This window comes from Ruegeria sp. AK11, from assembly GCF_056541095.1.
On record NZ_JBQFXU010000001.1, the window covers coordinates 205,941 to 231,887 of the forward strand.

At 58.9% G+C, this 25,947-nt stretch carries 23 protein-coding genes; 10 read left to right on the top strand and 13 right to left on the bottom strand.

The window, feature by feature from the left end:
- Positions 1-69 precede the first annotated feature (69 nt).
- The 3 genes from ACR0D9_RS01065 to ACR0D9_RS01075 form a co-directional block, all read right to left on the bottom strand.
- Positions 70-858: a hypothetical protein gene (locus tag ACR0D9_RS01065; RefSeq protein ID WP_480537430.1), complete on the bottom strand. Its 789-nt coding sequence runs from the start codon at positions 856-858 to the stop codon at positions 70-72.
- Positions 859-959: 101 nt separating this feature from the next.
- Positions 960-1,508: an NYN domain-containing protein gene (locus ACR0D9_RS01070; protein ID WP_480506273.1), complete on the bottom strand. Its 549-nt coding sequence runs from the start codon at positions 1,506-1,508 to the stop codon at positions 960-962.
- A gap of 132 nt (positions 1,509-1,640) precedes the next feature.
- Complete coding sequence (locus ACR0D9_RS01075) at positions 1,641-2,267, bottom strand: J domain-containing protein (protein ID WP_480506274.1); 627 nt, start codon at positions 2,265-2,267, stop codon at positions 1,641-1,643.
- Between the two features lie 106 nt (positions 2,268-2,373).
- Here ACR0D9_RS01075 and ACR0D9_RS01080 point away from each other — a divergent pair, with 106 nt between their 5' ends.
- Entirely contained in the window at positions 2,374-2,628 is a 255-nt protein-coding gene (locus ACR0D9_RS01080) for a BolA family protein (RefSeq protein ID WP_267365906.1), read from the top strand.
- Between the two features lie 9 nt (positions 2,629-2,637).
- On the opposite strand, the gene ACR0D9_RS01085 is transcribed toward ACR0D9_RS01080, so the two are convergent.
- From ACR0D9_RS01085 to pepN, 7 genes are all read right to left on the bottom strand, one after another.
- Complete coding sequence (locus ACR0D9_RS01085; RefSeq protein ID WP_480486268.1) at positions 2,638-3,714, bottom strand: PLP-dependent cysteine synthase family protein; 1,077 nt, start codon at positions 3,712-3,714, stop codon at positions 2,638-2,640.
- Between the two features lie 161 nt (positions 3,715-3,875).
- The gene (locus tag ACR0D9_RS01090; protein WP_480486266.1) at positions 3,876-4,307 is read right to left on the bottom strand and encodes a DUF4177 domain-containing protein; all 432 of its coding nucleotides are present in this window, start codon (positions 4,305-4,307) and stop codon (positions 3,876-3,878) included.
- A gap of 80 nt (positions 4,308-4,387) precedes the next feature.
- On the bottom strand, positions 4,388-5,644 hold the full coding sequence (gene pepT, locus ACR0D9_RS01095; protein ID WP_480537431.1) for a peptidase T: 1,257 nt from the start codon (positions 5,642-5,644) through the stop codon (positions 4,388-4,390).
- 147 nt (positions 5,645-5,791) lie between these two features.
- Positions 5,792-7,303 (bottom strand): Asp-tRNA(Asn)/Glu-tRNA(Gln) amidotransferase subunit GatB, encoded by a 1,512-nt coding sequence (gatB, locus tag ACR0D9_RS01100; protein WP_480537432.1) that lies wholly within the window; start codon positions 7,301-7,303, stop codon positions 5,792-5,794.
- An 81-nt stretch (positions 7,304-7,384) separates the two neighbouring features.
- Positions 7,385-8,644, bottom strand: a complete 1,260-nt coding sequence (locus ACR0D9_RS01105; RefSeq protein ID WP_480537433.1) for a hypothetical protein — start codon at positions 8,642-8,644, stop codon at positions 7,385-7,387.
- 129 nt (positions 8,645-8,773) lie between these two features.
- Positions 8,774-9,202, bottom strand: a complete 429-nt coding sequence (locus tag ACR0D9_RS01110) for a hypothetical protein (RefSeq protein ID WP_480537434.1) — start codon at positions 9,200-9,202, stop codon at positions 8,774-8,776.
- Positions 9,199-11,751: an aminopeptidase N gene (pepN, locus tag ACR0D9_RS01115; RefSeq protein WP_480537435.1), complete on the bottom strand. Its 2,553-nt coding sequence runs from the start codon at positions 11,749-11,751 to the stop codon at positions 9,199-9,201. The genes ACR0D9_RS01110 and pepN overlap by 4 nt, the downstream gene beginning before the upstream one ends.
- Positions 11,752-11,958: 207 nt before the next feature.
- On the opposite strand from pepN, the gene ACR0D9_RS01120 reads away from it, so the two are divergent.
- From ACR0D9_RS01120 to ACR0D9_RS01130, 3 genes are all read left to right on the top strand, one after another.
- Positions 11,959-14,094, top strand: a complete 2,136-nt coding sequence (locus ACR0D9_RS01120; RefSeq protein ID WP_480537436.1) for a malate synthase G — start codon at positions 11,959-11,961, stop codon at positions 14,092-14,094.
- A gap of 57 nt (positions 14,095-14,151) precedes the next feature.
- Entirely contained in the window at positions 14,152-14,577 is a 426-nt protein-coding gene (locus ACR0D9_RS01125; protein ID WP_480481817.1) for a GlcG/HbpS family heme-binding protein, read from the top strand.
- Positions 14,578-14,798: 221 nt separating this feature from the next.
- Positions 14,799-15,578, top strand: a complete 780-nt coding sequence (locus ACR0D9_RS01130) for a gamma-glutamyl-gamma-aminobutyrate hydrolase family protein (RefSeq protein WP_480476009.1) — start codon at positions 14,799-14,801, stop codon at positions 15,576-15,578.
- A 59-nt stretch (positions 15,579-15,637) separates the two neighbouring features.
- Here ACR0D9_RS01130 and ACR0D9_RS01135 read toward each other — a convergent pair whose 3' ends face one another.
- Entirely contained in the window at positions 15,638-17,878 is a 2,241-nt protein-coding gene (locus ACR0D9_RS01135) for a xanthine dehydrogenase family protein molybdopterin-binding subunit (RefSeq protein WP_480537437.1), read from the bottom strand.
- Positions 17,879-17,881: 3 nt separating this feature from the next.
- Positions 17,882-18,346, bottom strand: coding sequence for a (2Fe-2S)-binding protein (locus tag ACR0D9_RS01140; protein ID WP_267364287.1), 465 nt, complete (start codon positions 18,344-18,346; stop codon positions 17,882-17,884).
- A gap of 98 nt (positions 18,347-18,444) precedes the next feature.
- Here ACR0D9_RS01140 and ACR0D9_RS01145 point away from each other — a divergent pair, with 98 nt between their 5' ends.
- Entirely contained in the window at positions 18,445-19,023 is a 579-nt protein-coding gene (locus ACR0D9_RS01145; protein ID WP_480537438.1) for a TetR/AcrR family transcriptional regulator, read from the top strand.
- Here the strand turns inward: ACR0D9_RS01145 and kynU are convergent.
- Positions 19,016-20,209 (bottom strand): kynureninase, encoded by a 1,194-nt coding sequence (gene kynU / locus ACR0D9_RS01150; protein ID WP_480537439.1) that lies wholly within the window; start codon positions 20,207-20,209, stop codon positions 19,016-19,018. The genes ACR0D9_RS01145 and kynU overlap by 8 nt on opposite strands.
- 172 nt (positions 20,210-20,381) lie before the next feature.
- Here kynU and ACR0D9_RS01155 point away from each other — a divergent pair, with 172 nt between their 5' ends.
- The 5 genes from ACR0D9_RS01155 to ACR0D9_RS01175 all read left to right on the top strand — a co-directional run bounded on the left by ACR0D9_RS01155 (position 20,382) and on the right by ACR0D9_RS01175 (position 25,899).
- Positions 20,382-20,831 (top strand): methyltransferase family protein, encoded by a 450-nt coding sequence (locus tag ACR0D9_RS01155; RefSeq protein ID WP_480537440.1) that lies wholly within the window; start codon positions 20,382-20,384, stop codon positions 20,829-20,831.
- 129 nt (positions 20,832-20,960) lie between these two features.
- A complete protein-coding gene (locus ACR0D9_RS01160; RefSeq protein WP_267364292.1) occupies positions 20,961-22,532 on the top strand; it encodes a Re/Si-specific NAD(P)(+) transhydrogenase subunit alpha in 1,572 nt (523 codons plus the stop codon).
- Positions 22,533-22,545: 13 nt separating this feature from the next.
- The gene (locus ACR0D9_RS01165; protein ID WP_209504484.1) at positions 22,546-24,000 is read left to right on the top strand and encodes an NAD(P)(+) transhydrogenase (Re/Si-specific) subunit beta; all 1,455 of its coding nucleotides are present in this window, start codon (positions 22,546-22,548) and stop codon (positions 23,998-24,000) included.
- Positions 24,001-24,155: 155 nt separating this feature from the next.
- Positions 24,156-24,512, top strand: a complete 357-nt coding sequence (locus ACR0D9_RS01170) for a VOC family protein (RefSeq protein WP_209504483.1) — start codon at positions 24,156-24,158, stop codon at positions 24,510-24,512.
- 109 nt (positions 24,513-24,621) lie between these two features.
- Complete coding sequence (locus tag ACR0D9_RS01175; protein WP_480537441.1) at positions 24,622-25,899, top strand: DUF3422 family protein; 1,278 nt, start codon at positions 24,622-24,624, stop codon at positions 25,897-25,899.
- The last annotated feature ends 48 nt before the right edge of the window (positions 25,900-25,947 follow it).

A 25,947-nucleotide genomic window follows, 5' to 3' on the forward strand; every position in this document is an offset into this window, starting at 1 on the left:
AATCAGGGACCAATCAAACATGGATTGACGTCTTCATCCGCCGGGGATCACACCGGCATGGCACAGGTTTCAAGACCCGCTCAACCCACCCATTGCCCAATCGGCATGGGTCTCGATAACACTGGCCACGGCCAGCGCCTTTTCCGCGATATCCTCCGGAGTGTCCTCGGCGAACGCAATGCGGGTCACCCTGTCGTGCATCGCTTCCGAGGTGTAAAACTCAAAGGCCCGCGTATTGCCGGGGCTGTTCCAGAATGCGGTAATCCAGATCGAGTCCCGCCCCGGAATACAATATGCACACCAATCGCGCCACAGACGCAGCACCAATTCGGTATCCGGGCTTGCGGCGACCTGTTCGAACAGCGACTCCAGCGGCCATCCTGCCAGGGCGAACATGCAAAGCGTATCGTCCATGCAGCCGCGTTCCCGTTCCATTTCGCGTTTCAGATATGCACGCTGGAACCGGTCCAGAACCTGCCATTCCTCGGGCGACCAGTTCTTCGGGTTGCCGGTTTCAAACCGGTTCAGGCTCACCTCCAGCCCAACGCTGGCGGGGTCTTCGTCCACGGCCAGAATCTCAAGGATCCGGGGCAGCAGGTACCCCCATGTGTCGCGGGCTATCCCCGCAGGATCACAAGCGGCAAAGAACCAGTCCTGAACGTAATGCAGGGGAAGCTCGGAAATGGGCGATGTAAAGAAATCCGCCTCAATATCGGCGTCCATGCAGCAGCCTTCGCAAACCTCGATACTGCTCGGCTTTGGATAGGCGAAAACCCTGTAGGCTTCGCTGACGATGTCAGAAAACGGATGATCCGGCGGGATCTTGGCTTTTGGCGGTTTCTGCTCTTTGCGTGCCACGGTGCTTGCATCCAACACGGTTATTTCGGGGCAGGGGCCCGTCGGTATCACTCCTGAACGCTACGAAACCCGGATCGTTGCGTAAAGCTGTGGTCGCGTGGTCAAAGCGAAAACCAAAGCTCGTCCTTGCGAAAACCACCTTTCACAAGGCGATCCGCTTTCAACACATCCGGAAACTCGTCCTCCCAGTCGCGGAACCTGTCATTTGTCACGATACGCGCCCTGCTGTCCCGCGCGGCCTGCAAGATCAGCGGATCTGCCGGCGTGCCTTTGGGCGCGACCATGACCCGCTTGGCCCGCAAGCCCAGGGCGCGGCTCAGCGCCCGGTCGTTCATGTATTCCCCTTCAACCTTGTACCCGACATTCGCATCGAACACGACGCCCGGTTTGAACCCGGCTTGCTTCAGACTGGCCAGAACCTGCCGCAACGTCGCCAGATCCGGGGCGCCGTCTTTCCAGTGCATCACGTTTGACCCGTCCACGATGATCCATGTGTTGGCCCTGCGCCAGTCGAACCAAGCCCGGATCAAAAGGATCGTACTGGCGAACACACAAAGCAGGGACAAAAGGAACAGCCAGTCCATCTCGGTCGGATAGAACTGCGCCACGACCAGCCCGAAAAGAGAGGCAAGCAACAGTAAGAAAGGCATACGCACAGTGGACGCTCCGGGAAAAGCTCTGGTTCTATACCCTGCCACTATCGCGGGAATTGAAACAGGTTTCCAGACAGCATCCTCACAATCGTTTCAAACTGTGTAAACAGCTGGCGACTGACGGTGACCTTACTTGAAATTCCGGCTGTCCTTGATCTGGTCCCAGGCCCAGACGACCTCTTGCAGCTGCTCTTCCTGCGACCGGTCGCCGCCATTCATGTCCGGATGCAGCACCTTGATCAGCTTCTTGTAAGCTTTGCGCACTTCGGCCTTGGTCCAGCTGTCATTGGCCTCCAGAATCTCGATTGCGCGGCGTTCAGTGGGGGGCAGGCGACGTCCACCTCCACCCGAGGTGCGCCCCTTGTTCTGCGTGCTGTTGGCGCCCAGTACCTGATGCGGGTCCTCAATGCCCAGACGGGCCCAGGCGCGCGCCTCCGGGTCTCCCATCGGCTTGGTCTCACGTTCCCAAACCTTGTCCTTCGAGCGTTGCGCGTTCAGCTCGGCCTCGGTGGTGCCGTCGAAGAAATTCCACTTCTGGTTATACTCGCGCACGTGCTGCTGGCAGAACCAGAAATAGTCATCCAGCACATCCGGTGCCTTGGGGGCGCGGAACTTGCCCGGCTCGTCACACCCGTCGTGATCGCAGATCCGGACCGAGGTCTCGGACGCGCCCGACATGCCCCGGCGCCCACGCGGGTTCTTTTTCTTGGCGCTGGAAACGGACATATCGAATCCGAAGGGGTCTGATTTCGCCATGCTCTATCCTCACGAACGCATCTTTTCGACTCGGAGGCAGCAGTTTAGTCTAAGCAGCCGAAAGTAGAAGAGGGGGGCGGCAAAAATTTTGCCGCTGAGCAAAAAAATGAGCGTGACCGACGAAATCCGAACCTGCCTGCAAGCCGCCTTTGACCCGCATGAACTTGACGTGATCGACGACAGCGAAAGCCATCGCGGCCATGCAGGCCACAGGGAAGGCGGCGAAAGCCATTTCAACGTCCGCATCCGCGCCGCCGCATTCGCCGGTCAATCCCGCGTCGCCCGCCACCGGGCCGTGCACAAGGCGCTGGGCGATATCGTGCCCCGCATCCACGCGCTGGCGCTGGATATCGGAACCTGACGCTGCGCCCTATTCTGCGCTCATCTGCGCGGATGGGGTCGAGGCCGAGATCGCATATTCCTCATCCGTCATGACGTCTTCGACCCCTTCGAACAGAGGCGTCGACAGGTAACGCTCGCCCGTATCCGGCAGCATCACCAGCATGACCGATCCCGGCGCTGCGGTTTCGGCCAGCTTCATCGCCACCGCAAAGGTCGACCCGCCCGAGATGCCGGTGAATATCCCCTCTTCCGAGGCAAGGCGGCGTGACCATTCAATCCCTTGCGGCCCCGGAACAGGGATCAGCTGGTCGTTATAGGCGTTGTCGATGGCTTCCTGAAGGACCCATGGAATGAAATCCGGCGTCCAGCCCTGAATCGGGTGCGGCTCAAAATTGGGGTGGCTTTCGGTGGGCTGGTGATCGTCGTTGCGCGTGTTTACATAGCCTGATGACACGATGGCGGCATTTGCCGGTTCGGTCAGGATGATTTTCGTATCGGGCCGCTCTTTGCGCAACACCCGTGATACTCCGGCGACCGTGCCACCGGTGCCATAGCCCGTCACCCAGTAATCCAGCTGCTTGCCTTCGAAATCCGCAAGGATTTCCCGCGCGGTCGTATTCTCGTGAATATCGGCATTGGCGGCAGTCTCGAACTGGCTGGCCAGAAACCACCCGTTTTCCTCGGCCAGTTCCTTGGCCTTGGTATACATGCCGAACCCCTTTTGTGCCTTGGGGGTCAGAACAACCTTCGCGCCCAGAAAGCGCATCAGCTTGCGCCGCTCGACCGAAAAGCTTTCGGCCATCGTCACAACCAGCGGATATCCCTTGGCCGCACAGACCATGGCAAGCCCGATCCCGGTATTGCCCGATGTCGCCTCGACAACCGTCTGACCGGGTTTCAGCCGCCCATCCCGTTCTGCCGCCTCGATGATATTCAGCGCCAGCCTGTCCTTGACGGACCCTGCCGGGTTGAACGCTTCGAACTTCACATAAACGGTCACATGCTCCGGCGCGATCCGGTTGATCCGGATACAGGGCGTGTCGCCGACTGTATCAAGGATGCTGTCATACAGGCGTGCCCGCCCCTGTGTCTGCCGAATACCCATTTCAAAGTCCCTCCCGGTTGTCCGGTTAACATGCCACAGATTTCGCTGGGTTGATAAGCACATATCGCGCCCGCAGCGCCAAACCTGCCCGCGGGCGGGCTGCTCAAACTGCGATGCACACCGTGTTGCAGGTGTAACCGCACGTCAAACCCTGATCCGTCTCAGGCGTCTTTCTTGTCGCCCGCGGTATCCGTGTCCTGGTCAACCTGTTCCCGGCTTTTCAACGACAAGGGCGGCTCATTCGCGTCTTCCGAAATTGGTTTCGGCGCGGCCACCACACCGGGGCCGGGGATCGGTTGGGCCAATGGGGTGTCGTCAAACTCGGGTACGTCTCCGATCACCGACGCATCGACTTCCTCGGCCACGACCCGCCGGAACACCAGCACATTGCGCCAGTTTGTGGTCGATCCGGTCAGGCCCGAGCGTTCCTCGCTGGGCAGCAGCTCGGCGCGCTGGTATTCCCAGCCGTCCTGCGCCATCTGGTTCAGAACCTGTTCGACCGAGACCGCAAAGCGGCCCTCGGCCGTTTTCACGCCCTTGGCTTTCACGCCCTTTTGCGGCGCGGGGACGACCTTGTATTCAAAAAGCTGCATCAAGTGTTCCTAAATACCTGTTCACGCCAACTTACCACGCTGACCCCCGGGTGAAAGAGCCGTCGCCCGACCGTCGGTTTTCAGCCCTGATTATTGCCGCCAGCCTGTGCCGCCTTGGTCACAACCGACAGGCACAGCTCGGTCGCCACTGCCATGTCCTGTACCGATATCCACTCCAGCGGCCCGTGAATGCACTGCATTCCGGTGAACAGGTTGGGGCAGGGGGTGCCGAACTCGGTCAGGCGCGACCCGTCGGTGCCGCCGCGGATCGGGACCGACAGCGGCTCGATCCCCAGCTCGCGGCAGGCGTCGCGCGCCAGATCAACCGGTGTCATGTCGTTTTCCAGCCAATAGCGCATGTTCCTGTACTGGTGGCTGATATCGCAGGTGATGGTCGCGCGCGGTTCCGTGGCCTGCACGGCCGCACAGACCTGCCGCACGATGTCACGTTGCGCCTCAAGGCCCTCCATCTCGAAATCGCGCAGGATCAGCTTGATTTCCATCTCGGACGACCCGCCGCTCATGTCGGTGACATGGATGAACCCGTCGCGGCCATCGGTTGTTTCCGGTGTCATGGTGGCCTGCGGCAAGGTCTGCACGATCTTTGCCGCCAGATGGGTCGCGTTCACCATCTTGTCCTTGGCCAGTCCGGGGTGGATTGATACCCCCTCGATCCGGATCACGGCACGGTCGGCCGAAAAGCTTTCATATTCGATCTCGCCCACTTCGGCACCGTCCAGAGTATATGCGAAATCCGCCCCCAGATCCTTGGGCAGCTGTTCGGTAACGCCGCGCCCGATTTCTTCATCCGGGGTAAAGGCAATGCGGATAGGCCCGTGCGGGATATCCGGGTTTTCGATCAGATGCCGGGCCATAGTCATTAGGATCGACACCCCGGCCTTGTCATCCGCGCCCAGCAGGGTGGTGCCCGATGCCGTGATCAGATCATGTCCGATCTTTTCGGCCAGATAGGGGTTCTCGTCCGGAGACAGCACCAGATCCGGGTCGTCCGGAAAGGAAATGTCGCCACCGTTATACCCCTTGATCACCCGCGGCTTGACGCCCGTTGCATTGAACTGGGGGGCCGTATCCACATGCGCAAGAAAGCCTACCGTCGGGCCGGGTGCGGTGCCGGGGATGGTCGCGACGACCACGCTGTCACCTGTCAGCGTCACATCGCTGGCGCCGATCTCGGTCAGTTCCTGCTTCAGCAGGTTCAGCATGTCGAACTGTATCTGTGTGCTCGGCGTGGTCGCCGAGGTCTCGTCGCTCTGACTGTCGATCGCCGCGTAACGCACCAGCCGATCTTCGAGTTCCTGATCAAATCTGTTCTGCATGATACCTCACCTCTCTGGGTCGGAAGAAAGGGTGCAATCACAGGCGAAGTCAAGCCGATGAGCTGACCCCATTTCTTAAGAAATCGTGGAAATCTGATTGTACAAACCTGACAATTGCCACTGGCAGGCTTGTACAAAATGTAAGGTTCAGGAACTCAGCTTCTTGCTGACCAAATCGTTAACGGCCTTCGGGTTGGCCTTGCCGCCGGTCGCTTTCATCACCTGACCCACGAACCACCCCGCCAGTTTCGGGTTCACCTTGGCCTTCTCGACCTGCGCCGGGTTGGCCGCGATGATCTCGTCCAAAGCGGCCTCGATCGCGCCGGTGTCGGTGACCTGTTTCATTCCGCGATCCTCGACGATCTGCGCCGGGTCACCGCCTTCGGTATAGACGATTTCAAACAAGTCCTTGGCGATCTTGCCCGAGATGGCATCCGAGGAAATCAGGTCGATGATCCCACCCAGCTGCGTCGGAGAAACAGGCGAGTCGGTGATATCGTGGTCTTCTTTTTTCAAGCGGCCAAACAGTTCGTTGATGACCCAGTTCGCGGCCAGCTTACCGTTGCGGCCTTTGGCGACCTCTTCGAAATAGGCGGCGCTTTCCACTTCGGCGGTCAGGACTGAGGCGTCGTAGTCGGTCAGGCCGAACGCTTCGATGAACCGCGCTTTTTTCTCGTCGGGCAGTTCCGGCAGTTTGGCCGCGATGTCATCGACCCACGCCTGTTCAATCTCCAACGGCAGCAGGTCGGGGTCTGGGAAATAGCGGTAGTCGTGCGCTTCTTCCTTGGATCGTTGGGACCGGGTCTCGTTCCTATCAGGATCGTAACCACGAGTTTCCTGTTCGACCTCGCCACCAGCCTCAACGATGCCGATCTGACGGCGGGCTTCGACCTCGATTGCCTGTTGGATAAAGCGCATCGAGTTCATGTTCTTGATCTCGCAGCGCGTGCCAAGATGCGAGAAGTCCTGCGTTTCCTGGTATTTCTCGTACGCGCCCGGCAAGCAGATCGAGACATTCACGTCCGCCCGCAGATTGCCGTTCTGCATGTTGCCATCAGAGGTGCCCAAATAGCGCAGAATCTGGCGCAGTTTGGCGATATAGGCGGCGGCCTCTTCGGGGCCACGGATGTCAGGACGGCTGACAATCTCCATCAGCGCGACACCAGTGCGATTGAAATCGATGAACGACATGTTCGGATCCATGTCGTGGATGGACTTGCCTGCGTCCTGCTCCAGATGGATGCGTTCGATCCGAACGCGGCGCGCGGTGCCGTCGCCCATTTCCACCAACACTTCGCCTTCGCCTACAATGGGGTGGTAGAGTTGCGAAATCTGATAACCCTGCGGATTGTCAGGGTAGAAATAGTTTTTGCGGTCGAAGGCTGATTTCAGGTTGATATCCGCCTTCAGACCCAAACCCGTGCGTACCGCCTGCTCAACGCAGTATTCGTTGATCACCGGCAGCATGCCTGGCATTGCGCTGTCCACAAAGGCCACGTTCGAGTTCGGCTCGGCCCCGAATTGGGTGGACGCGCCGGAAAACAGCTTGGCATTGGATGAGACCTGAGCGTGCACCTCCATCCCGATCACCAGTTCCCAATCGTGCTTGGCCCCGGCAATGGTTTTGGGTGTGGGCATTTCGTATGTCAGGTCGAGCATGGCGCGCCTCATTTCCGCAGAAGTCTAAGCCTGCGTATTAGGCCCGGCGGGGCCTAGGGGCAAGGGGGAATCCTGACGCGTTCAGTTCTTGGAAAACTGCAGACCGGACGATGTAAAGGTTACATCCTTGCCGCTGCGCAATTCATCCCGGAACAAATCCGAGATAGCGCGCAGCGCGTCGCGCTGACCGCGCGCAGCAAACCGCTCGGGCGAGTTGATGCGGACCGAGTTGTTGAACCCGTTGGCGGCATGGGCCCAGATCAGGGGGTGAAGCTCGGTCAGGTGATCGCGGATCAGCCAGTTTGCGGTGTCGCGCATCTGAGCGCGGACATTGTCTGCCTTTTCGTTCAGCCCGTGACCATTCTGAATGGTGATTGCACAATAGGCCGACAACATATTGATCATCTGCTGGTCAGGGCGCAGACCGACGATATCGCGCAATCCTTCAAGGAAATACTCGACATCGACCTGTGCGCAGGCCTCTTCGTCCAAAGCGATGGCATCGAATTGCACCCACGTATATCCACCAGCGCCCCAGATATCCTGTGTCCGGACGGCATTGCGCAAGGCCTGCAATTCCAGTTCCGCGTAGCTGCCGAACCACCGGGGTAAAAGATGGCTGCCCATCGCGCGCATGTGACGCTGATTGCGCGGATCCAGCGTGATCAGACGCTCGTACTCATCGGCAACGCGGGCGTTTGATTTGCGCTGCCCGGCCAACAGGGCACAACCGGCGGCCGCAATCAGAGGGCTGTCCGGTGCATCCGCCTTGCACTTGGGCAGGATCGCAGCGGCCCGGTCGAAATGAGCGGCACAGCGCGAACGGTGCAAGGGTGGAAGGGCCGTGTCCGTGGCGTTCCCGCGCCAGGCCCAGGCCAGGTCGATATGGGCCAGCGCCACAACGGCAGCGATCATCGGATCACCGGGGTTGTCTGACAACTCGCCTTCCAGTTCCGAAATACCACCCAGCAAATCGTAATCGGATATGGCCTTGCCGTCCGACAGCGCATGTTCCGCAGCCAGAACCACGTCAGATCTGGCCCCGAACGCCAAAAGATCGGCAATCGGCATACCATCCGACACGGCGGCACGATCCTGATCCGCCGCACGCATCTCATCGGACAATTCGGTCCAGCGATCCTGTCTGGCCAGATAGCGCCCATGTTCGATTGTTGAGTGTCCAATCAGATTGTCGCAATTCGACGTTGCAACAGGAATGTTGAGCTGCCCATGTTCAGGCAGGGCAGCAGCCAACGCGGATTTCGTTGCGCACAGATCTTCTGAGGCGTCCGTGGGATTGGATGATGGCTGGGCAAACAGCGCCCTTATCGACCGAAACATGGTAAAACTCAAAACTGTAAAAACACTTAACTGAGTCCGAATTCTGGCGCGGTCTTGGGTTCAATTCAAGTAATTTGCTTAATAAACTTTGTTTTTTGTGTCCAATGAGCCCGTAGATCACGCAGTGTTTCAGAAAACAGTGAAATGATGACGGTCTACGCGAAAACCTGCCTGTTTTAGAATGGTTTCCAGATTCCGATGCGGTGGCAGAGACTCATCTGGCAGCCGGATTCGTTTCTCGGATTTCAGGACGATGGATACGCGAACGGAAAAGTCCCACCGGGTGTCAAATCGGAAATGGTCGATATCCCGCATTGGGATATCGCCCTGCCGATTGCCCGTGAACCAGCGTACGGCATCCCGGTCCAGCTGCACGCCAGCGCTGGTATTCTGGATCACGTCCCAGATCGCGGGGAGAGTGGCAAGAGACAGCAGGCCGACAACCCACCAAGCCGCGTCGAACAGGATGACCAGCGCCAGCAGGGTCGCGTAGACACTGGCCAGAATGACCAGTGTTCGTGTGTTCCGGTTGCGGCGGGTAAAGCTGTAGGGTGTCATGTGCCGAGGATGCGGGATACCATTTCCGTCGTGTCGCGCGACAGGTTCGGTGTTTCTGCAATGCGAGAAAGCTGCGTGCGCATCTGGCCCTGACGCTCGGCGTCATACCGTTTCCAGGTCTGAAAAGCTGAACACATCCGTGCCGTGGTTTGCGGGTTCACAGGATCAAGGCGGATCAGCCAATCGGCCAGCAGGCTGTACCCGGCACCATCCGGCTGGTGGAACCCTGCGTGGTTCATCGCCAAGGCCCCCATGACAGCGCGGAACCGGTTCGGGTTCTTCCAGTTGAAATCGGGATGCCCGGTCAATGCCTTTGCCGTTTCCGGTGTCGCCTCGGGTGCGGCCATGGTCACCTGCAAGCCAAACCATTTGTCCATGACCAGCCGATCATGCTGCCATTGGTCATAGAAGGCGGTCAGTTGGGCCTCGCCCTTGCGGGCACGCAACAGGCAGGACAGGGCTGTCAGTTGCAGGGTCATGTTATCCGCTTTGGTATACACAGCGGCCGCCATTGCCCCTCCGTCCAGACGAGAGGTCAGCGCCAATGCCGCACTGCCAAGGGCGCGTTTTCCGGATTGCTGGGCATCCGGGCTGTAGGGGCCATCAACCAACGCCTCGCTGTGCAGGCGGGGCAGCAGATCCTGCACATGCTGTGCCGTGGCCTGCCGCAGCGTTTCGACCGCCGACCAGATTGCCATCGGATCGGGCGTTTGACCGTGTTCATGCAATGCCGCAGCCAGTTCGGATTGCGTCGGCAGCCCAAGCATCAAGGCGCGATAGGCCGGGTCCAGCGTGTCGTCGCGCAGCACGGCCAGCAGCCCGTCAAGGTAATCGGCGTCCGGGGTTGCCTCGTCCAAGATCATCCGCAGCAAGGTGTTTTGCGCCAGCGATCTGCCAGCCTGCCAGCGGTTGAACGGATCTGTGTCATGCGCCAGCAGAAACGCGCGTTCGGCGTTTGAATGATCGTGTTCCAGGATGACCGGTGCCGAAAAATCGCGCAGGATCGAAGCTGTGGGCCTTGTCGCAAGCCCCGTGAACTGAAAACTTTGCTCGGCCTCTGTCAGTTCCAGCACTTCGGTCGTGCGGACCTCATCCCCGTTTGGTCCCAGCAGGCCAACGGCGACCGGGATCACCTGCGGCAGTTTCTCTGCCTGACCCGGTGTGGGATCGGTGCGCTGTTTCAGTGTCAGGGTAAAGGTCCCGTCGGCCCAATCTTCAAATACGGTCAAACGCGGCGTGCCCGACTGGCTGTACCAGCGTTTAAACTGGGTCAGGTCGCGGCCTGTAGTGTCTTCGAACACTTTCAGCCAATCCTCGATCGTGCAGGCCTGCCCGTCATGGCGGTCAAAATAGAGGTCCAGCGCCTTTGCATAGGCCTCATCCCCGACCAGCCGCTTTAACATGCCGATGACTTCGGCACCTTTTTCGTAAACCGTGGCCGTGTAGAAATTGTTGATTTCCTGAAAGCTTTCGGGTCGTACCGGGTGCGAGAGCGGGCCGTTATCCTCGGGGAATTGCCGCGCGCGCAGGTCTATGGCGTCGTGTATGCGTTTCACAGGGCCCGAGCGCATGTCGGATGTGAACTGTGCATCGCGGAAGACGGTCAGGCCTTCTTTCAGACACAGCTGGAACCAGTCGCGGCAGGTGATGCGGTTGCCTGTCCAGTTGTGGAAATACTCATGCGCGATGATCGCCTCGATCCGTTCGAAATTGGCATCGGTCGAGGTTTCAGGACTGGCCAGAACAGCCGAAGAGTTAAAGATGTTCAGCCCCTTGTTTTCCATCGCGCCCATGTTGAAGTCATCGACGGCGACGATGTTGAAGACGTCCAGATCGTATTCCCGGCCATAGACATCTTCGTCCCATTTCATGGACTTCTTCAGCGCCTCCATGCCGAAGGCGCACTTGCCTTCATCCCCCGGACGCACCCACAGGTTTAACTCAACATCCCGGCCTGATCTGGTGGTGAACCGATCAGGATGGGCCACAAGATCCCCAGCGACAAGCGCAAACAGATAGGCAGGCTTGGGCCACGGGTCGGTCCATTCGGCCCATCCTTCGCCCTTGCCCGAGGGGTTGCCGTTCGACAGAAGAACCGGCAGGTCGCCATTGATGCGCACGGTAAAGGTGGACATGACATCGGGGCGATCCGGATAATATGTGATCTTGCGGAAACCTTCCGCCTCGCACTGGGTGCAATACATGCCGTTCGACATATAAAGCCCCTCCAACGCCGTGTTGTTGCCCGGATCGATCTCAACCTCGGCTTCCCAGAGGAACGGGGCGTCGGGAACACCGGCGGTCAGGCCCTTGTCCGTGACGTCAGGCGAAACTTCGGATCCGTTGATGGACGCGCGGATCAGGTTCAGATCTTCGCCGTGCAGGAAAAAGGTGCGATCGGTCGCGTCGGGATTTGGACGAAACGCGATACGCGACGTGACCCGTGTTGCATGTGCGGACAGATCGAAGGTCAGGTGTACGCTGTCCAGCAGATAACCAAACGGAGTGTAGTCTTTCAGGAAGATCGTGGTGGGGGCAGCGTCGCGCATGGGGGCCTCGCATCGGTTCGTGTCTGGCGCGACGTTAGGGGCATCGTTCCAGAGCTGCAACTGGCCCCCGCCATTCCCTTGTTGTTTTTGAAACAGCTTCCCTTCGATCCGAATAACCCTAACGCAAAGTCGAAAGTTGCCTATCGGAAACTTTCGGCCTAAGTCACTTACGCATACAATGGCACACAATCGCGGGAGAGCAGGAAGATGAGTGGCAGACAAACCCTGAGCGGGCTGCAGATCGATCCAATACTGGCAGAGTTTATCGAGACGCGGGCATTGCCGGGTACGGGTGTGTCGGCGCAGGATTTCTGGGCGGGTCTGGCGCGACTGGTGTCTGAACTGGGGCCGAAGAACCGCGCGCTTCTGGCCAAGCGCGCCGAGATTCAAGGGCGCATCGACAGCTGGCATATTGCGCGCGAGGGTCAGAGCATTGATCCCACTGACTATCGGGCTTTTCTGAAGGAAATCGGTTATTTGGTCGAGGAAGGCGACGGGTTTCAGATCGACACGACACATGTCGACCCCGAGATTGCGCTGACGCCGGGCCCGCAGCTGGTTGTGCCGATCACCAACGCGCGCTTTGCGCTGAACGCGGCGAACGCGCGATGGGGCAGCCTGTATGATGCGCTTTATGGCACCGATGCGATAGGCGATCTGCCAACAGGTGGTGGGTATGATGCGGCGCGCGGTGCGCGGGTGATAGCCTGGGCAAAAGCCTTTCTGGATGACGCCGTGCCTCTGGCTGGTGGGTCTTGGGCCAATGTGTCGGGACTGCATGTTGAAGAAGGTGTTCTTTCCCCGGCACTGGCAAACCCTGCTCAATTTGTTGGTTTCGGTGGCGCGGCAGACAAGCCGGATTTTGTGCTTCTGAAAAACAATGGTCTGCATATTCAGATCATGATCGATCCGACTGGCGCCATCGGCGCCACTGATCGCGCAGGTATCGCCGATGTCCGGCTGGAATCCGCCCTTTCAACGATTATGGACTGCGAGGACTCGGTCGCTTGTGTTGATGCGGCGGATAAGGTCGTTGCCTATGGCAACTGGCTGGGTCTGATGAAGGGTGATCTGACCGAAGACGTCACCAAGGGCGACACCACGTTTACCCGCAAGCTGGCAGAGGATCTGACTTTCACCACACCGACAGGTGAGCAGGCGACCCTGAAAGGCCGGTCGCTGATGCTGGTGCGGAATGTCGGCCACCTGATGACGAACCCGGCCGTTCTGGACGCCGAAGGGCGCGAGATTGGCGAAGGGTTGATGGACGCACTCTGCACCACTCTGATCGCAATGCATGACCTGCAACGGGATGGGGGGAACTCGGTCGAAGGGTCGGTTTATGTTGTGAAGCCCAAGATGCACGGGCCGGAAGAGGTTGCCTTTGCGGTCGAGATTTTCGACATGGTCGAAGACATTCTGGGTCTGCCGCGCAACACCGTAAAGCTGGGGATCATGGATGAGGAGCGCCGCACGTCGGTAAACCTGAAAGAGTGCATTCGCGCCGCGAAATCGCGCGTCGCCTTTATCAACACCGGTTTCCTGGACCGGACGGGGGATGAGATTCATACCTCGATGGAGGCCGGGCCGATGCTGCCCAAGGGCGACATCAAGAACACGCCCTGGATTGCGTCTTATGAAGACCGCAATGTCGATATCGGTTTGGCCTGTGGCCTGAAAGGCAAGGCGCAGATTGGCAAAGGCATGTGGGCGATGCCGGACCGGATGGGCGACATGCTTGAGGCCAAGATCGGTCACCCGCTGGCTGGTGCGACCTGCGCCTGGGTGCCGTCGCCCACAGCTGCGACGCTGCACGCCACACATTACCATAAGGTCAACGTACTGGCCCGTCAGGACGAGATCGCAGCGGCGGGTGCCCGAGGAACACTTGACGATTTGCTGACCATTCCCTTGCTGGGGGGCCGCAACCTTGGTGACGCAGAAATCTCGCGCGAGGTCGAGAATAATGCACAAGGCATTCTGGGCTATGTCGTGCGTTGGGTCGATCAGGGCGTGGGATGCTCCAAAGTCCCCGACATCAATGACATCGGGTTGATGGAAGACCGTGCGACCTGCCGAATTTCGTCTCAGGCACTGGCCAACTGGTTGCATCATGGCATTGTCGACGAAGCACAGGTGATGGCTGCGATGCAGAAAATGGCGGCTGTTGTGGACCGCCAGAATGCAAGTGATCCGGGTTATGTCCCGATGGCGCCGGGCTTTAACGGAATCGCTTTTCAGGCGGCTTGTGACCTTGTGTTCAAAGGTCGTGTGCAGCCCTCGGGCTACACCGAGCCGGTCCTGCACGCGCGCCGTCTGGAATTGAAGGCGGCCACAGCGTAAAACGAAGGGGGCGATCCGCCCCCTTTCTTCTTTCGACATGCAGACACAGGAATGCACATGGAAGTTTCCCTTCGCAAAGCCCGCACCATTATCCGCAAAGCGCTTGAGAAAGGCCGCGAGATGGAGCTTAAGCCACTTTCGGTGGTTGTTCTGGACGCAGGCGGCCACGTCATCGCGTTCGAGCGTGAGGATGATGCAGCACCGGGCCGCTTTGCGATTGCGCATGGCAAGGCATATGGCTCTGTCATGCTGGGAATGGCGGGCACGGCACAGATGCAACGGGCCGAGGCGCAAGCCTACTTTATGGCGGCGGTAAACGGAGTGTATGGCGGGCAGGTCGTACCAGTTCCGGGCGGGGTCTTGCTGCGGGGTCGAAAAGGGGACGTGATCGGTGCCGTTGGGGTAACCGGCGACACGTCAGAAAACGATGCTGCCGTTGCGATGGCGGGAATTGAGGCCGCCGGGTTGGACGGCGAGATTTAAGTCCGACCATTGAGAGCAGCTCCGTCAAAGCAATGACTTGGCGCATGTTTCCGACTTGAAGTTTTAGGCGGGGAAAACGAGCCGTGACTTGACTGATCGCGGGGGGTATTTGTGCACCCCTGAACACGTCCCTGCGCTGTCACGCAGGAGGTGTATTCTTGCACGACTGTGAAGCTGCGGTTAGCTTCCTTTTCAAGGGGATGTATAACAAGGAAAGCGGAATGTCTCGACCCGTTGTTGGTATTATCGGCAACTCATACCTCATGAACGATCAATACCCGACCCATGCAGGGGGGACGATGAATTCGGACGCTGTGGCGAACGTATCGGGATGTTTGCCGCTGCTGATCCCCGCCGATCCCCGTTATGTGTCGGTTGAGGAGTTGCTGGAGGTTTGCGACGGCTTTCTTCTGACCGGCGGTCGCCCCAATGTGCATCCCGAAGAATATGGTGAACCGGCTACCGAGGCGCATGGAGAGTTTGACCGCGCGCGTGACGCGATCACCCTGCCGCTGGTTCGGGCCTGTGTGGAACGGGGTCAGCCGTTTCTGGGCATTTGCCGCGGATTTCAAGAGGTCAACGTGGCCATGGGCGGAACACTCTATCCGGAAATTCGTGATCTGCCGGGGCGGATGAACCACCGGATGCCGCCCGATGGTACACTTGAGGAAAAATTTGCGCTGCGCCACGTGGTGAAACTGACGGAAAACGGTGTGTTCCACGACTTGTTTGGTGCGCAGGAGGTCATGACAAACACGCTGCACGGGCAGGGGATCAAGTGCATCGGACAGCGTGTGGTGATCGATGGGCATGCGCCGGACGGAACGCCCGAGGCGATCTACATCAAGGACGCGCCCGGATTTACGCTGTCCGTGCAATGGCATCCCGAATGGGATGCGATCAACGACCCGGTTTCACGCCCCTTGTTCGAAGCCTTCGGCATGGCTGTGCGGGGATGGGCGGCGGGGATTGCCTGTCAGGCAGTTCAGAAATCAGCCTGACTTGGGCACCGGACCGTGCGGGCGCGCGACGGACCGGTGCAGGGGAAGGTGAATGGCAATCAGACCAGCAGGTTGAACTGATTGACCAGCGGCAGGCTGCGCGCGCGGTTTCCCGTCAAATCAAACAGGGCGTTGCCCAGTGCGGGCATCGAGGGGGGCGTGCCGGGCTCACCAGCGCCGCCCATATGGCGGTTGGTTTCCAGAACGCGCACCTCGACTTGTGGCGCGGAATGCATGCGAAGGGCGTCATAGTCGGGGAAATTGAACTGCTCGACTTCCCCGTCGGCAAAGGTAATCTCGCCGAAACACGCGGCTGACAGGCCATACATCATGCCGCCAAACATCTGCGCCTTGACGTTTTCCGGGTCCAGCGCCAGCCCCATGTCGCAGGCGATCCAGGCCTTGTGGATGCGGATGGCACCGTTTTCGTCGACCACTTCGATAACCTGAGCCACCGGAGTGCCGAAGCTGTAGGTGAAGGCCACGCCACGGCCTACACCGTCAGGTGTTTTTCCGGTCCAGTTGGACATTTCCCTGACCGCCTCCAGACATCCTGCAGATGGGGCATGTTCGGTTCTCATCAGTTCTAGCCGGAAGTCCAGCGGGTCGCGCCCTGCGGCATGGGCCAATTCGTCCATGAAGGTCTCGTGGAAAAAGCCGTTGTGGCTGTTGCCGACCGAACGCCAGAAGCCCACCGGGACAGCCAGATCAGCGACGTGGCCGCTCATCCGGTAGTTTGGCACGGCGTAAGGCTGGTTGAAGAACCCTTCGACCAGCACTTTGTCGGGTCCGCCTCCGGGGAAGCCGGTGTAACGCTCGACCGCCTGTTGCGTGCAGGACTGCGATGCAACCTTGCCGTCAATAAGAACGGCCTTGCCGTCCTGAACAGCGCCGCGCATCCGGGCGATGGCGCCGGGGCGGAAGTAGTCGTGACGCATGTCTTCTTCGCGGCTCCAGGTTGTCTGGACCGGTGTGCCAGGCATGGCCATGGCGACCTTGGTGGCGATTTCTCCGAAATCCAGTTCGCCCCGGCGGCCAAACCCTCCCCCCAGATAGGTGGTGTGAATCTGAACAGCCTCAGTGTCCAGATTTGCGGTATTCGCAGCGCGAAAACGGATCAGCGTCGGGGCCTGATTGCCGCACCACAGTTCCAGAGCGTTTCCGGTATAGAGCGCGGTGGCATTCATCGGCTCCATCGTGGCGTGCGCCAGATAGGGCACTTGGTATTCGGCAGTGACCTCGGTTGCGCCATCCGGCGTCACGCTGACATCGCCATCATCGCGCATGGTCGAGTTCGGCGCTTCGTCAAACGCCTCGGCAATCTTTGAGAAAATGCCATCGGTATCAGGTGGATATGGCGCATCGCCCCAGTCGATCTCAACAGCCTCAACCGCCTGATTGGCCAGCCATGTGTTGTTCGCGATCACGGCAACACCTGTGCCCAGATCAACAACCTTCTCGACCCCGGGCATGGATATTGCAGCACTGTCGTCAAAGCTGTTCATCGCGCCGCCAAGTTTGGGGTTCATGCGCACGGCAGCAAATTTCATACCGGGCAGGCGAACATCGATGCCAAACTCGGCAGTGCCTGTCACTTTGCCCACCATGTCCAGTCGCGGTTGTGTCCGTCCCAGATAACGCCATTCGGACGGGTCTCGCAAAGGTACCTCGACGGGTTCCAGTCCGTCCGCTTCCACTGCAAGATCGGTATAAGCGATCTTGTCACCGTTTGGCGTGATGACATGGCCTGAAGCTGTTTTCAGATCCGAGGGGTCGATACCCAACCGATCAGCGGCGGCGCGTTTCAGCGTTTCACGGGCCGAAGCACCGGCTTGCCGCATCCTCTCGAACCCGTCCTTCATCGAGGTGGAGCCGCCTGTGACTTGCAGGCTAAGGGCCTTGCCAAGAACCCCCAGAGCTTCACCTAAGTTGTGTTGGAAGTCCGAGATGTCGTAGCCCTTGTTTGGCAGTCCCTCGCCCATCATGGCTGAGTTGTAATAGGCGGCGGCTGCTGGACCGTGCAGAACGGTGATCTGATCCAGATCGACGTCCAGTTCTTCGGCGATCAGCGCGGCCCACGTGGTTTTCACGCCCTGTCCCATCTCGGCACGGGGCGCGAACAGGGTGATGCCATTCTGATCGATCAGCACGAAGGGGTTCAGGGCCGCTTCACCTTCTTTCGGTTTCAGCGGGTTGGGGGCAGGGCGGGTGACATAATACGCGCCAAAGGCGACGCCACCGACGATCGCGGCCGAGCCGATCAGGAACGTGCGGCGGATAATTTTGCCAACAGAAGCCATCTCTTACGCCTCCTTCAACTTCGATGCTGCGTCGTGGATCGCGGCCCGGATGCGGGGGTAGGTGCCACAGCGGCACAGGTTTCCCTGCATCGCCTCATCGATCTCTGCGTCCGTGGGCGCAGGGTTTTCCGCAAGCAGGGCAGCGGCCTGCATGATCTGGCCCGACTGGCAATAGCCACATTGCGCCACCTGATGATCAGCCCAGGATTGCTGGATAGTAGCCAGTGCTTCTGGCGTGCCAACGCCTTCGATTGTGGTCACGTCACCCCAGACATCCGACAGCGCCACTTGGCACGAGCGTACCGCCTCGCCATCGATATGAACTGTACAGGCGCCGCAAGCGGCGACGCCACAGCCAAACTTGGTGCCGGTCAGGCCAACCTCATCCCTCAGAACCCAAAGCAGGGGAACATCATCCGGCAGGTCGATCTGGTGAGGAATTCCGTTAATCTTTAGGGCTGTCGCCATGGCGCACCTTTTGTAACTGTGGCAGGTTCTGACATAATGGTTGTAAAGTGTCAGTCTGTCAATTGACAAATTAAACAAAAAATGTCAGAGATTTGCGCATGAAAGATACGAGTGACGAATCCCGGCAGAAAGCGATCCTAGCATCTGCTTTTCAGGCCTTTTCCGCATACGGGTTCCGCAAGACCTCGATGGATGACATTGCGCGCGGTGCGGGGATGTCACGGCCAGCGGTTTATCTGTATTACAGGAACAAGGAAGCGATCGTTCGCAAGCTGACTGAACGACATTACGAGGAAAAGTCCGCAGCGGTGGCCGAGGCGCTGAACGGTGAAGGCTCGGTTTCGGACATTGCCAGAAAGGCGATCCACGCCCAGACCGAGGGCATGGCTGCGATTTTGGCGTCGCCGCATGGGCTTGAGATGCTGGACACGACCAAATCCATGGCCATCGACATTGTCGAACGGGGCGAAGGTGAACTAACCGCGCTTTATGCCGAATGGCTGAGGCGAGAGCAGGGTGCTGGCCGCGTTCGTCTGTTCGACACGCCTGAAGAAACGGCGAAAACACTTACGGTCACGCTGAAGGCGATCAAGCTGACTGCGTCAGACGCCGAGGAATTTGAAAGGCGCACCAACCAGTTGGCGGCCCTGATCGGGGCCGGGCTGGAAATCAGGTAACGCGCTGCCGGGTTTTGTACTCGGGCGTGTCCCAAAGCTTGTTCTGCATGACATCCGCCAGAATCCCGACTGCACGCTCGACATCGCTTTCATCGATATACAGTGGCGTGAAACCAAACCGCATTGTGTCAGGTGCTCGGAAATCTCCGACGACACCACGCGCGATCAGCGCTTGCATCGCGGCGTAGCCGTCCTTGAAGCGGAATGAAACCTGACTGCCACGCTGCTCGGGCGCGCGCGGACTGTCCAATTGCAAGTCTGGGCAGGTCGCCTCGACCTGACGAATGAAAAGCTCGGTCAATTCAATGGATTTGGCGCGCACATCCGCCATGTCGGCCATATCCCAGATGTCCATGGCCGCCGAAAGTGCGGTCATTTGGATGATCGGAGGTGTTCCCACGCGCATACGCTCAATCCCGCTTCCGGGGCGATAGTCCAGGTCAAAGGCAAAGGGCGCTTCGTGCCCCAGCCAACCAGACAGGGCCGGGCGCACACTATCTGCAAGTCGGGGCGCAACATAAATAAACGCGGGCGCACCGGGGCCGCCATTGAGGTATTTATAAGTACACCCGACTGCGAAATCTGCATTGCACCCTGCAAGGTCAACGGGGATGGCCCCTGCGGAATGCGCCAGATCCCAAACCGTCACGACACCGTTGGCGTGGGCCAGTTCCGTCAGTGCCTTCATGTCGTGCATCCGGCCCGTGCGGTAATCCACTTCGGTCAGCATCAGGACTGCGACCTCTTCGGTGATTGCATCTGCGACGTCCTGCGGGTCGACGACGCGCAGTTCGTATGCGCTCCCAAGGGATCGCAGCAGGCCATCGACCATGTACAGGTCTGACGGAAAGTTCCCATTGTCAGAAAGCACAACCTTGCGGGCCGGGTTCAGTTCAAGGGCAGAGGACACGGCCTGATAAACCTTGATCGACAGGGTATCGCCGGTCACGACGCTGCCTGGCTCGGCTCCGATCAGGCGGCCAATTCGATCTCCAAGCCCTGTGGGAAGGCCCATCCAACCGGCTTTGTTCCAGCCGGTGATCAGCATTTGCCCCCATTCCTCGGTCAGCATGTTCTGCACACGAGACGCAGCCGTTTTAGGCAGCGGGCCCAAAGAGTTGCCGTCCAGATAAATCACGCCCTCGGGCAGGTCGAACATGGCTTTGGTTGCTGCAAAATCGGTCATGAAAGCTCACTCACTTGTGTGGTCGTCTTTTGTTGCATTTGGGGTAGCCGATCCTGACATGTCTGTCTATCGATGCGACATACTGGTCTTTTGCTAATCTGGCCGAAAAACGGTAGGACGTCGGTCAGAAGCGACATATACCCGACACTGTCGTCGTTCATGAGGGCTTAGAATGCGCTGGATAGATGTACCGCCAGTTTGGTTGATCGCTTTTGCGGTGCTGGCAAGGGCACAAGCCAGATACATGGCGCTGGGCCTGTCACTTGAGAGCGGCCTGACCGACCTTCTCAGTGGCGTTCTGATCGGCGGTGGCGTTCTGATGGCCGTTCTGGCCATTGTCGAGTTTCGCCGCCATAAAACAACCGTCATTCCCCATGAGACACCGACCGCGATGGTGCAAACGGGCATCTACAAACGCAGTCGAAACCCGATCTACGTCGGAGACGTACTGATTCTTGCGGGTTTGATTCTGCGGTTTGACGCCGTGTTGTCACTGGTTTTGGTTCCGTTCTTCGTCTGGGTGCTGGAGCGCCGGTTCATCCTGCCGGAAGAAGACCGCCTGCGCCGACAATTCCGCACCGATTTCGCACGCTATGAACGCAAGACGCGGCGTTGGATCTAAAGTGGCTGATCTTGTGATGTCACGTAAAAAATGCTGCGCTTGCGAAATAATGTTGCGCAGGATACATCTTTGCTTAACAAAGAATACCGACCACCCGCTCGGACAGAGTAAAAATTAGGGGGACTGCCAGTGAAGATAGGCACGCCAAAGGAAATACTGGACGGTGAGAACCGGGTTGCAATGACGCCCGACTCGGCCGTGCAATTGCAGAAACTGGGCTATGAGTGCCTGATCGAGAAAGGCGCGGGCGCGGCTGCCGGTTTTTCGGATGCCGCATACGAGGCCGTAGGCGTTGAGGTGGTCAAGACCGCAGCGTCGCTGTGGAAGACTGCGGATATCATTGCCAAGGTTCGGATCCCGACTGAGGCCGAACTGAAACGGTTGACCAAGGGCAAGACCCTGATTTCGTTCTTCAATCCTGCGGGCAACGAAGAAGGAATGGAGCTGGCCAAATCCAAGGGCGCCAACGTGATCGCCATGGAGATGGTGCCACGCATCTCGCGCGCGCAGAAGATGGACGCGCTGTCGTCGATGGCAAATATCGCAGGCTATCGCGCCGTGATCGAGGCAGGCAACAACTTTGGCCGTTTCTTCACCGGCCAGGTGACCGCCGCCGGTAAAGTTCCTCCTGCCAAGGTGCTGATCGTTGGGGCCGGTGTGGCCGGTCTGGCCGCAATCGGGACGTCCACGTCGCTGGGCGCGATCACCTACGCGTTCGACGTGCGCCCTGAAGTGGCCGAACAGGTCGAATCGATGGGGGCTGAGTTCGTCTATCTGGACTTCGAAGAAGAGCAGCAGGACGGCGCGGCCACAGGCGGGTATGCCTCGGTCCAGTCGGAAGAATTCCGCAACGCCCAGCTGGCCAAGTTCCGCGAACTTGCGCCCGAGATGGACATCGTTATCACCACCGCACTGATCCCCAACCGTCCGGCGCCCAAGCTGTGGCTAGAGGATATGGTCAAGGCGATGAAGCCGGGTTCGGTCATCATCGACCTTGCAGCCGAGCGTGGCGGTAACGTCGAAGGCACCGTGCCGGATGAGAAAGTTGTCACCAACAATGGCGTGACCATAATCGGTTATACCGACTTCCCCAGCCGGATGGCGGCGCAATCCTCGTCGCTTTATGCAACCAACATCCGTCACATGATGACCGATCTGACGCCCGAAAAGGACGGTCAGATCAATCACAACATGGAAGACGATGTGATCCGCGGCGCGACCGTGACGCATGAAGGTGAAATCACCTTCCCGCCACCGCCGCCCAAGATTCAGGCGATTGCGGCGCAGAAAAAGCCCGAGGTCAAGGAACTGACCCCGGAAGAGAAAAAGGCGCAGGAGATTGCGGCCTTCAAGGCGCAGACCAAGCAGCAGTTCACGTTGTTGGGTGTTGGTGGCGCGCTGATGCTGCTGGTGGGGCTGGTTGCCCCGGCCAGCTTCATGCAGCATTTCATCGTCTTCGTGCTGGCCATATTCGTGGGCTTCCAGGTGATCTGGAATGTCTCGCACAGCCTGCATACGCCGCTGATGGCGATCACCAACGCGATCTCGTCGATCATCATCGTTGGGGCCTTGATGCAGATCGGATCGGGGTCGTTCCTGGTCATTCTGCTGGCGGCACTGTCTGTCTTCATGGCCGGGATCAACATCTTCGGCGGCTTCCTCGTAACCCGGCGCATGCTCGCCATGTTCCAGAAATCTTAAGGAGGCCGGGCACATGGAATTTGGCTTCACCACTGCCGCCTACGTTGTTGCGGCTGTTTTGTTCATCCTTTCCCTTGGCGGGTTGTCGAACCAGGAAAGCGCCAAGCGCGCGGTCTGGTACGGCATCGTCGGTATGGCGTTGGCGGTCTTTGCCACGCTGGTTGGCCCCGGGTCTGGCCTGTGGCTTTTGTCGATCCTGCTGATCATTGGCGGCGGTCTGATCGGTCAATACGTGGCGCAGCGCGTCCAGATGACCGAGATGCCGCAACTTGTGGCCGCGATGCATTCGCTGGTCGGTCTGGCCGCGGTGTTTGTGGGTTTCAATGCGCATTTTGAGATCGGCAACGTGGCGCAGGTCCTGGCGATTGCGGATACGGCAAAAGAGGCGGATCTGCATGATCTGGGCACCTTTGCCAAACTGATCGCCAAGAAGACACCGGCCGAGCTGGCAATCCTTCATGTAGAGCTGTTCCTGGGCATCTTTATCGGTGCGATCACCTTTACCGGTTCGGTCGTGGCCTATGGCAAGCTGGCGGGCAAAGTGACCTCGGCTGCGACAAAGCTGCCCGGTGGTCATGCGCTGAACGCAGCGGCTGCGGGTCTCTCGCTGATCTGCTTGATCTGGTATACCTCGTCCGGTGGGCTGCTGCCGCTGATCCTGATGACCCTGGCCGCGCTGTTCATTGGTTATCACCTGATCATGGGCATCGGTGGCGCGGACATGCCGGTGGTTGTGTCGATGCTGAACAGCTATTCGGGCTGGGCCGCGGCGGCTATTGGTTTCTCGCTGGGCAATGACTTGCTGATCGTGGTCGGTGCGCTGGTGGGCTCAAGCGGTGCAATCCTGTCCTACATCATGTGCAAGGCGATGAACCGTCACTTTGTCAGCGTGATTCTGGGCGGCTTTGGTGGCCCGCAGGGTGAACAGATGGCCGTTGAGGGCGAGCAGGTGGCCATCGAGGCGGATGGCGTTGCTGCAGCCCTGAACGATGCCGACAGCGTTATCATCATTCCCGGTTATGGTATGGCGGTGGCGCAGGCACAGCAATCGGTCAGTGAACTGGTCCGTAAGCTGCGCGCCAAGGGTAAAGAGGTGCGTTTTGCGATCCACCCGGTCGCGGGCCGTTTGCCGGGCCATATGAACGTGCTGCTGGCCGAGGCGAAGGTGCCCTATGATATCGTTCTGGAAATGGACGAGATCAATGACGACTTCCCGGATACGGATGTGGCCATCGTCATCGGCTCGAATGACATCGTGAACCCTGCGGCGCAGGAAGATCCCAACAGCCCGATTGCCGGTATGCCGGTTCTGGAATGCTGGAAGGCCAAGCAGGTCTTCGTGTCCAAACGCGGTCAGGGTACAGGGTATTCGGGTATCGAAAACCCGCTGTTCTTTAAGGAAAATACCCGCATGTTCTATGGCGACGCCAAAGCATCGCTGGACAAGCTGCTGCCGATGATCGATTGATCCACCGGTCTGATCCAATTGCAAAGGGCGCCTTTGGGCGCCCTTTTCTTTACTTGTACTATTGGGGGCTTTGCCCCCAAACCCCCAGGATATTTATGGCCAGATGAAGCGGGCGGGTTGTGGTATAATAGACATGCGTATTGTTGGAGCGAAGCATGGAGAAAGTGAACGGTATAGGGGGCGTATTTTTTCGGGCCAGTGATCCCGAGGCATTAAGCCGCTGGTACGAAGAACATCTGGGCGTAAACCACTATGATCCGGTGCCCTGGAAGCAACGCGAAGGGTATACGGTGTTTGCGCCGTTCGCGAAAGACACTGAGTATTTCGGAAACCCGGATCAGCAATGGATGATCAATTTTCGGGTCGACGATCTGGGCGCGATGATACAGCAGCTTGAAGCTGCCGGAATCGCTGTTGAGACCCGCCCCGACTGGGACAGTGAGATCGGAAAGTTCGCGCGGCTTCACGATCCGGAAGGAAATCCGATCGAGCTGTGGCAGCCAAATCAATGAGATAGTCGGTTTGTATACCTTTGTATTCGTGTAAGTATATGAAATAAAATAAGAATTGATGTATCCGAGTTGTGACGTATAGTGCGGACACCGCTATCGGAGCCTCGGAATGACGCCAATCGATGATCACCCGCTGCGCTATGCGCTGGCAAATGAACTTCATGCCCGCCCGTTTCCGGCCGCCGATACGCCGTGCACGGTCGCCTTTCTTGCGATCAAGAAGCCTGAAGCAGCCGTCGCTCGGGACCGCAGTCAGGATATTGCCCATCTGATCGATCTGCTTGACCGACATGGGGCGCAACATCCGCAGCCGGGGGCCACGCATTATGCCGGGCAGATAGGACGCCATTGGCTGAAATGGGAGCAGCACACTGAGTTTGTCACGTATACGGCGATTGTGCCGAACGTCAGCGGCCGTCCCTTCAACCCGGCTGATTTCGAAGTTTTTCCCCCGGATTGGCTGATGGCCAGCCCGGGCCAGAGGATCACCTCGCTGCTGATGCGGGTGGTGCCGCGCCCGGAAGATGCGGCTGTAAAGGTCGCTCTGGCTGATTGGTTCGAACCTGAAAGTCTGGCGGTGTCGCGGGTGTTGGATGCTTCGGCAATTTGCGCCAGTGATTTCCGTATCGACCCGGCTGGTCACATGCGTTTTGCTTTGTTCGTGACCGAAGGCACGGGCACGCGCCGCACAGGGCGTATCATCCAGCGGCTGTGCGAGATCGAGACATACAAGGCGATGTCGATGCTTGGCTTTGCCCGCGTCAAACAATTGGCCCCCCGGATCGAGGAACTGGATGCCCAGCTGGCGAAGCTGATGGTTGAAATGACGGATGACACCACCCCACCAGATGCGCTGTTGCCTCAATTGCTGGCCATATCGACCGAGCTCGAGACCATATCGGCCCGCAGTTCGTTCCGATTTGGGGCAACCGGCGCTTACGAGGCGCTGGTGAACCAGCGGATCGATGTCCTGCGCGAGGAAAGGTTCGAAGGCGGCCAAAGCTTTGCCGATTTCATGATGCGCCGTTATGACCCTGCGATCCGTACCGTGAAATCAACCGAACGCCGCCTGCAGGCGCTGTCTGACCGGGCGATCCGTGCGGGTGAGTTGCTGCGCACAAGGGTGGACGTCGAGCGGAGTGCACAAAATCAGGCCCTGTTGGAAAGTATGGATCGTCGGGCCGATCTTGCCTTGCGCTTGCAACACACGGTCGAGGGGCTTTCTGTGGTGGCCATCAGTTATTATGCGGTCTCACTGGTTGGCTATCTTCTGTATCCGTTGACGGCCACCGGTATAAGCAAGGGAACGCTGACGGCGGCGGCGACGATCCCGGTAGTGGCGGGCGTATGGTTCGCCGTTCGGCGCATCCGCAAACGCCTGGGGTAAGCTGCAATTGCCAATTTGCGCCCAACCTGTAGAACGGGTGGGGCGGGC

What these genes read in the sequence shown, in the direction of transcription:
- ACR0D9_RS01075 (WP_480506274.1), bottom strand. Translation starts at nt 2,267, where the DNA reads ATGGCGAAATCAGACCCCTTCGGATTCGATATGTCCGTTTCCAGCGCC.
- pepN (WP_480537435.1), bottom strand. Translation starts at nt 11,751, where the DNA reads ATGCGCGACGCTGCCCCCACCACGATCTTCCTGAAAGACTACACTCCG.
- ACR0D9_RS01080 (WP_267365906.1), top strand. Translation starts at nt 2,374, where the DNA reads ATGAGCGTGACCGACGAAATCCGAACCTGCCTGCAAGCCGCCTTTGAC.
- ACR0D9_RS01140 (WP_267364287.1), bottom strand. Translation starts at nt 18,346, where the DNA reads ATGGCGACAGCCCTAAAGATTAACGGAATTCCTCACCAGATCGACCTG.
- gatB (WP_480537432.1), bottom strand. Translation starts at nt 7,303, where the DNA reads ATGCTCGACCTGACATACGAAATGCCCACACCCAAAACCATTGCCGGG.
- ACR0D9_RS01165 (WP_209504484.1), top strand. Translation starts at nt 22,546, where the DNA reads ATGGAATTTGGCTTCACCACTGCCGCCTACGTTGTTGCGGCTGTTTTG.
- ACR0D9_RS01175 (WP_480537441.1), top strand. Translation starts at nt 24,622, where the DNA reads ATGACGCCAATCGATGATCACCCGCTGCGCTATGCGCTGGCAAATGAA.
- ACR0D9_RS01155 (WP_480537440.1), top strand. Translation starts at nt 20,382, where the DNA reads ATGCGCTGGATAGATGTACCGCCAGTTTGGTTGATCGCTTTTGCGGTG.
- ACR0D9_RS01070 (WP_480506273.1), bottom strand. Translation starts at nt 1,508, where the DNA reads ATGCCTTTCTTACTGTTGCTTGCCTCTCTTTTCGGGCTGGTCGTGGCG.
- ACR0D9_RS01120 (WP_480537436.1), top strand. Translation starts at nt 11,959, where the DNA reads ATGAGTGGCAGACAAACCCTGAGCGGGCTGCAGATCGATCCAATACTG.
- kynU (WP_480537439.1), bottom strand. Translation starts at nt 20,209, where the DNA reads ATGACCGATTTTGCAGCAACCAAAGCCATGTTCGACCTGCCCGAGGGC.
- ACR0D9_RS01145 (WP_480537438.1), top strand. Translation starts at nt 18,445, where the DNA reads ATGAAAGATACGAGTGACGAATCCCGGCAGAAAGCGATCCTAGCATCT.
- ACR0D9_RS01125 (WP_480481817.1), top strand. Translation starts at nt 14,152, where the DNA reads ATGGAAGTTTCCCTTCGCAAAGCCCGCACCATTATCCGCAAAGCGCTT.
- ACR0D9_RS01130 (WP_480476009.1), top strand. Translation starts at nt 14,799, where the DNA reads ATGTCTCGACCCGTTGTTGGTATTATCGGCAACTCATACCTCATGAAC.
- pepT (WP_480537431.1), bottom strand. Translation starts at nt 5,644, where the DNA reads ATGCAGAACAGATTTGATCAGGAACTCGAAGATCGGCTGGTGCGTTAC.
- ACR0D9_RS01135 (WP_480537437.1), bottom strand. Translation starts at nt 17,878, where the DNA reads ATGGCTTCTGTTGGCAAAATTATCCGCCGCACGTTCCTGATCGGCTCG.
- ACR0D9_RS01090 (WP_480486266.1), bottom strand. Translation starts at nt 4,307, where the DNA reads ATGCAGCTTTTTGAATACAAGGTCGTCCCCGCGCCGCAAAAGGGCGTG.
- ACR0D9_RS01110 (WP_480537434.1), bottom strand. Translation starts at nt 9,202, where the DNA reads ATGACACCCTACAGCTTTACCCGCCGCAACCGGAACACACGAACACTG.
- ACR0D9_RS01170 (WP_209504483.1), top strand. Translation starts at nt 24,156, where the DNA reads ATGGAGAAAGTGAACGGTATAGGGGGCGTATTTTTTCGGGCCAGTGAT.
- ACR0D9_RS01105 (WP_480537433.1), bottom strand. Translation starts at nt 8,644, where the DNA reads ATGTTTCGGTCGATAAGGGCGCTGTTTGCCCAGCCATCATCCAATCCC.
- ACR0D9_RS01085 (WP_480486268.1), bottom strand. Translation starts at nt 3,714, where the DNA reads ATGGGTATTCGGCAGACACAGGGGCGGGCACGCCTGTATGACAGCATC.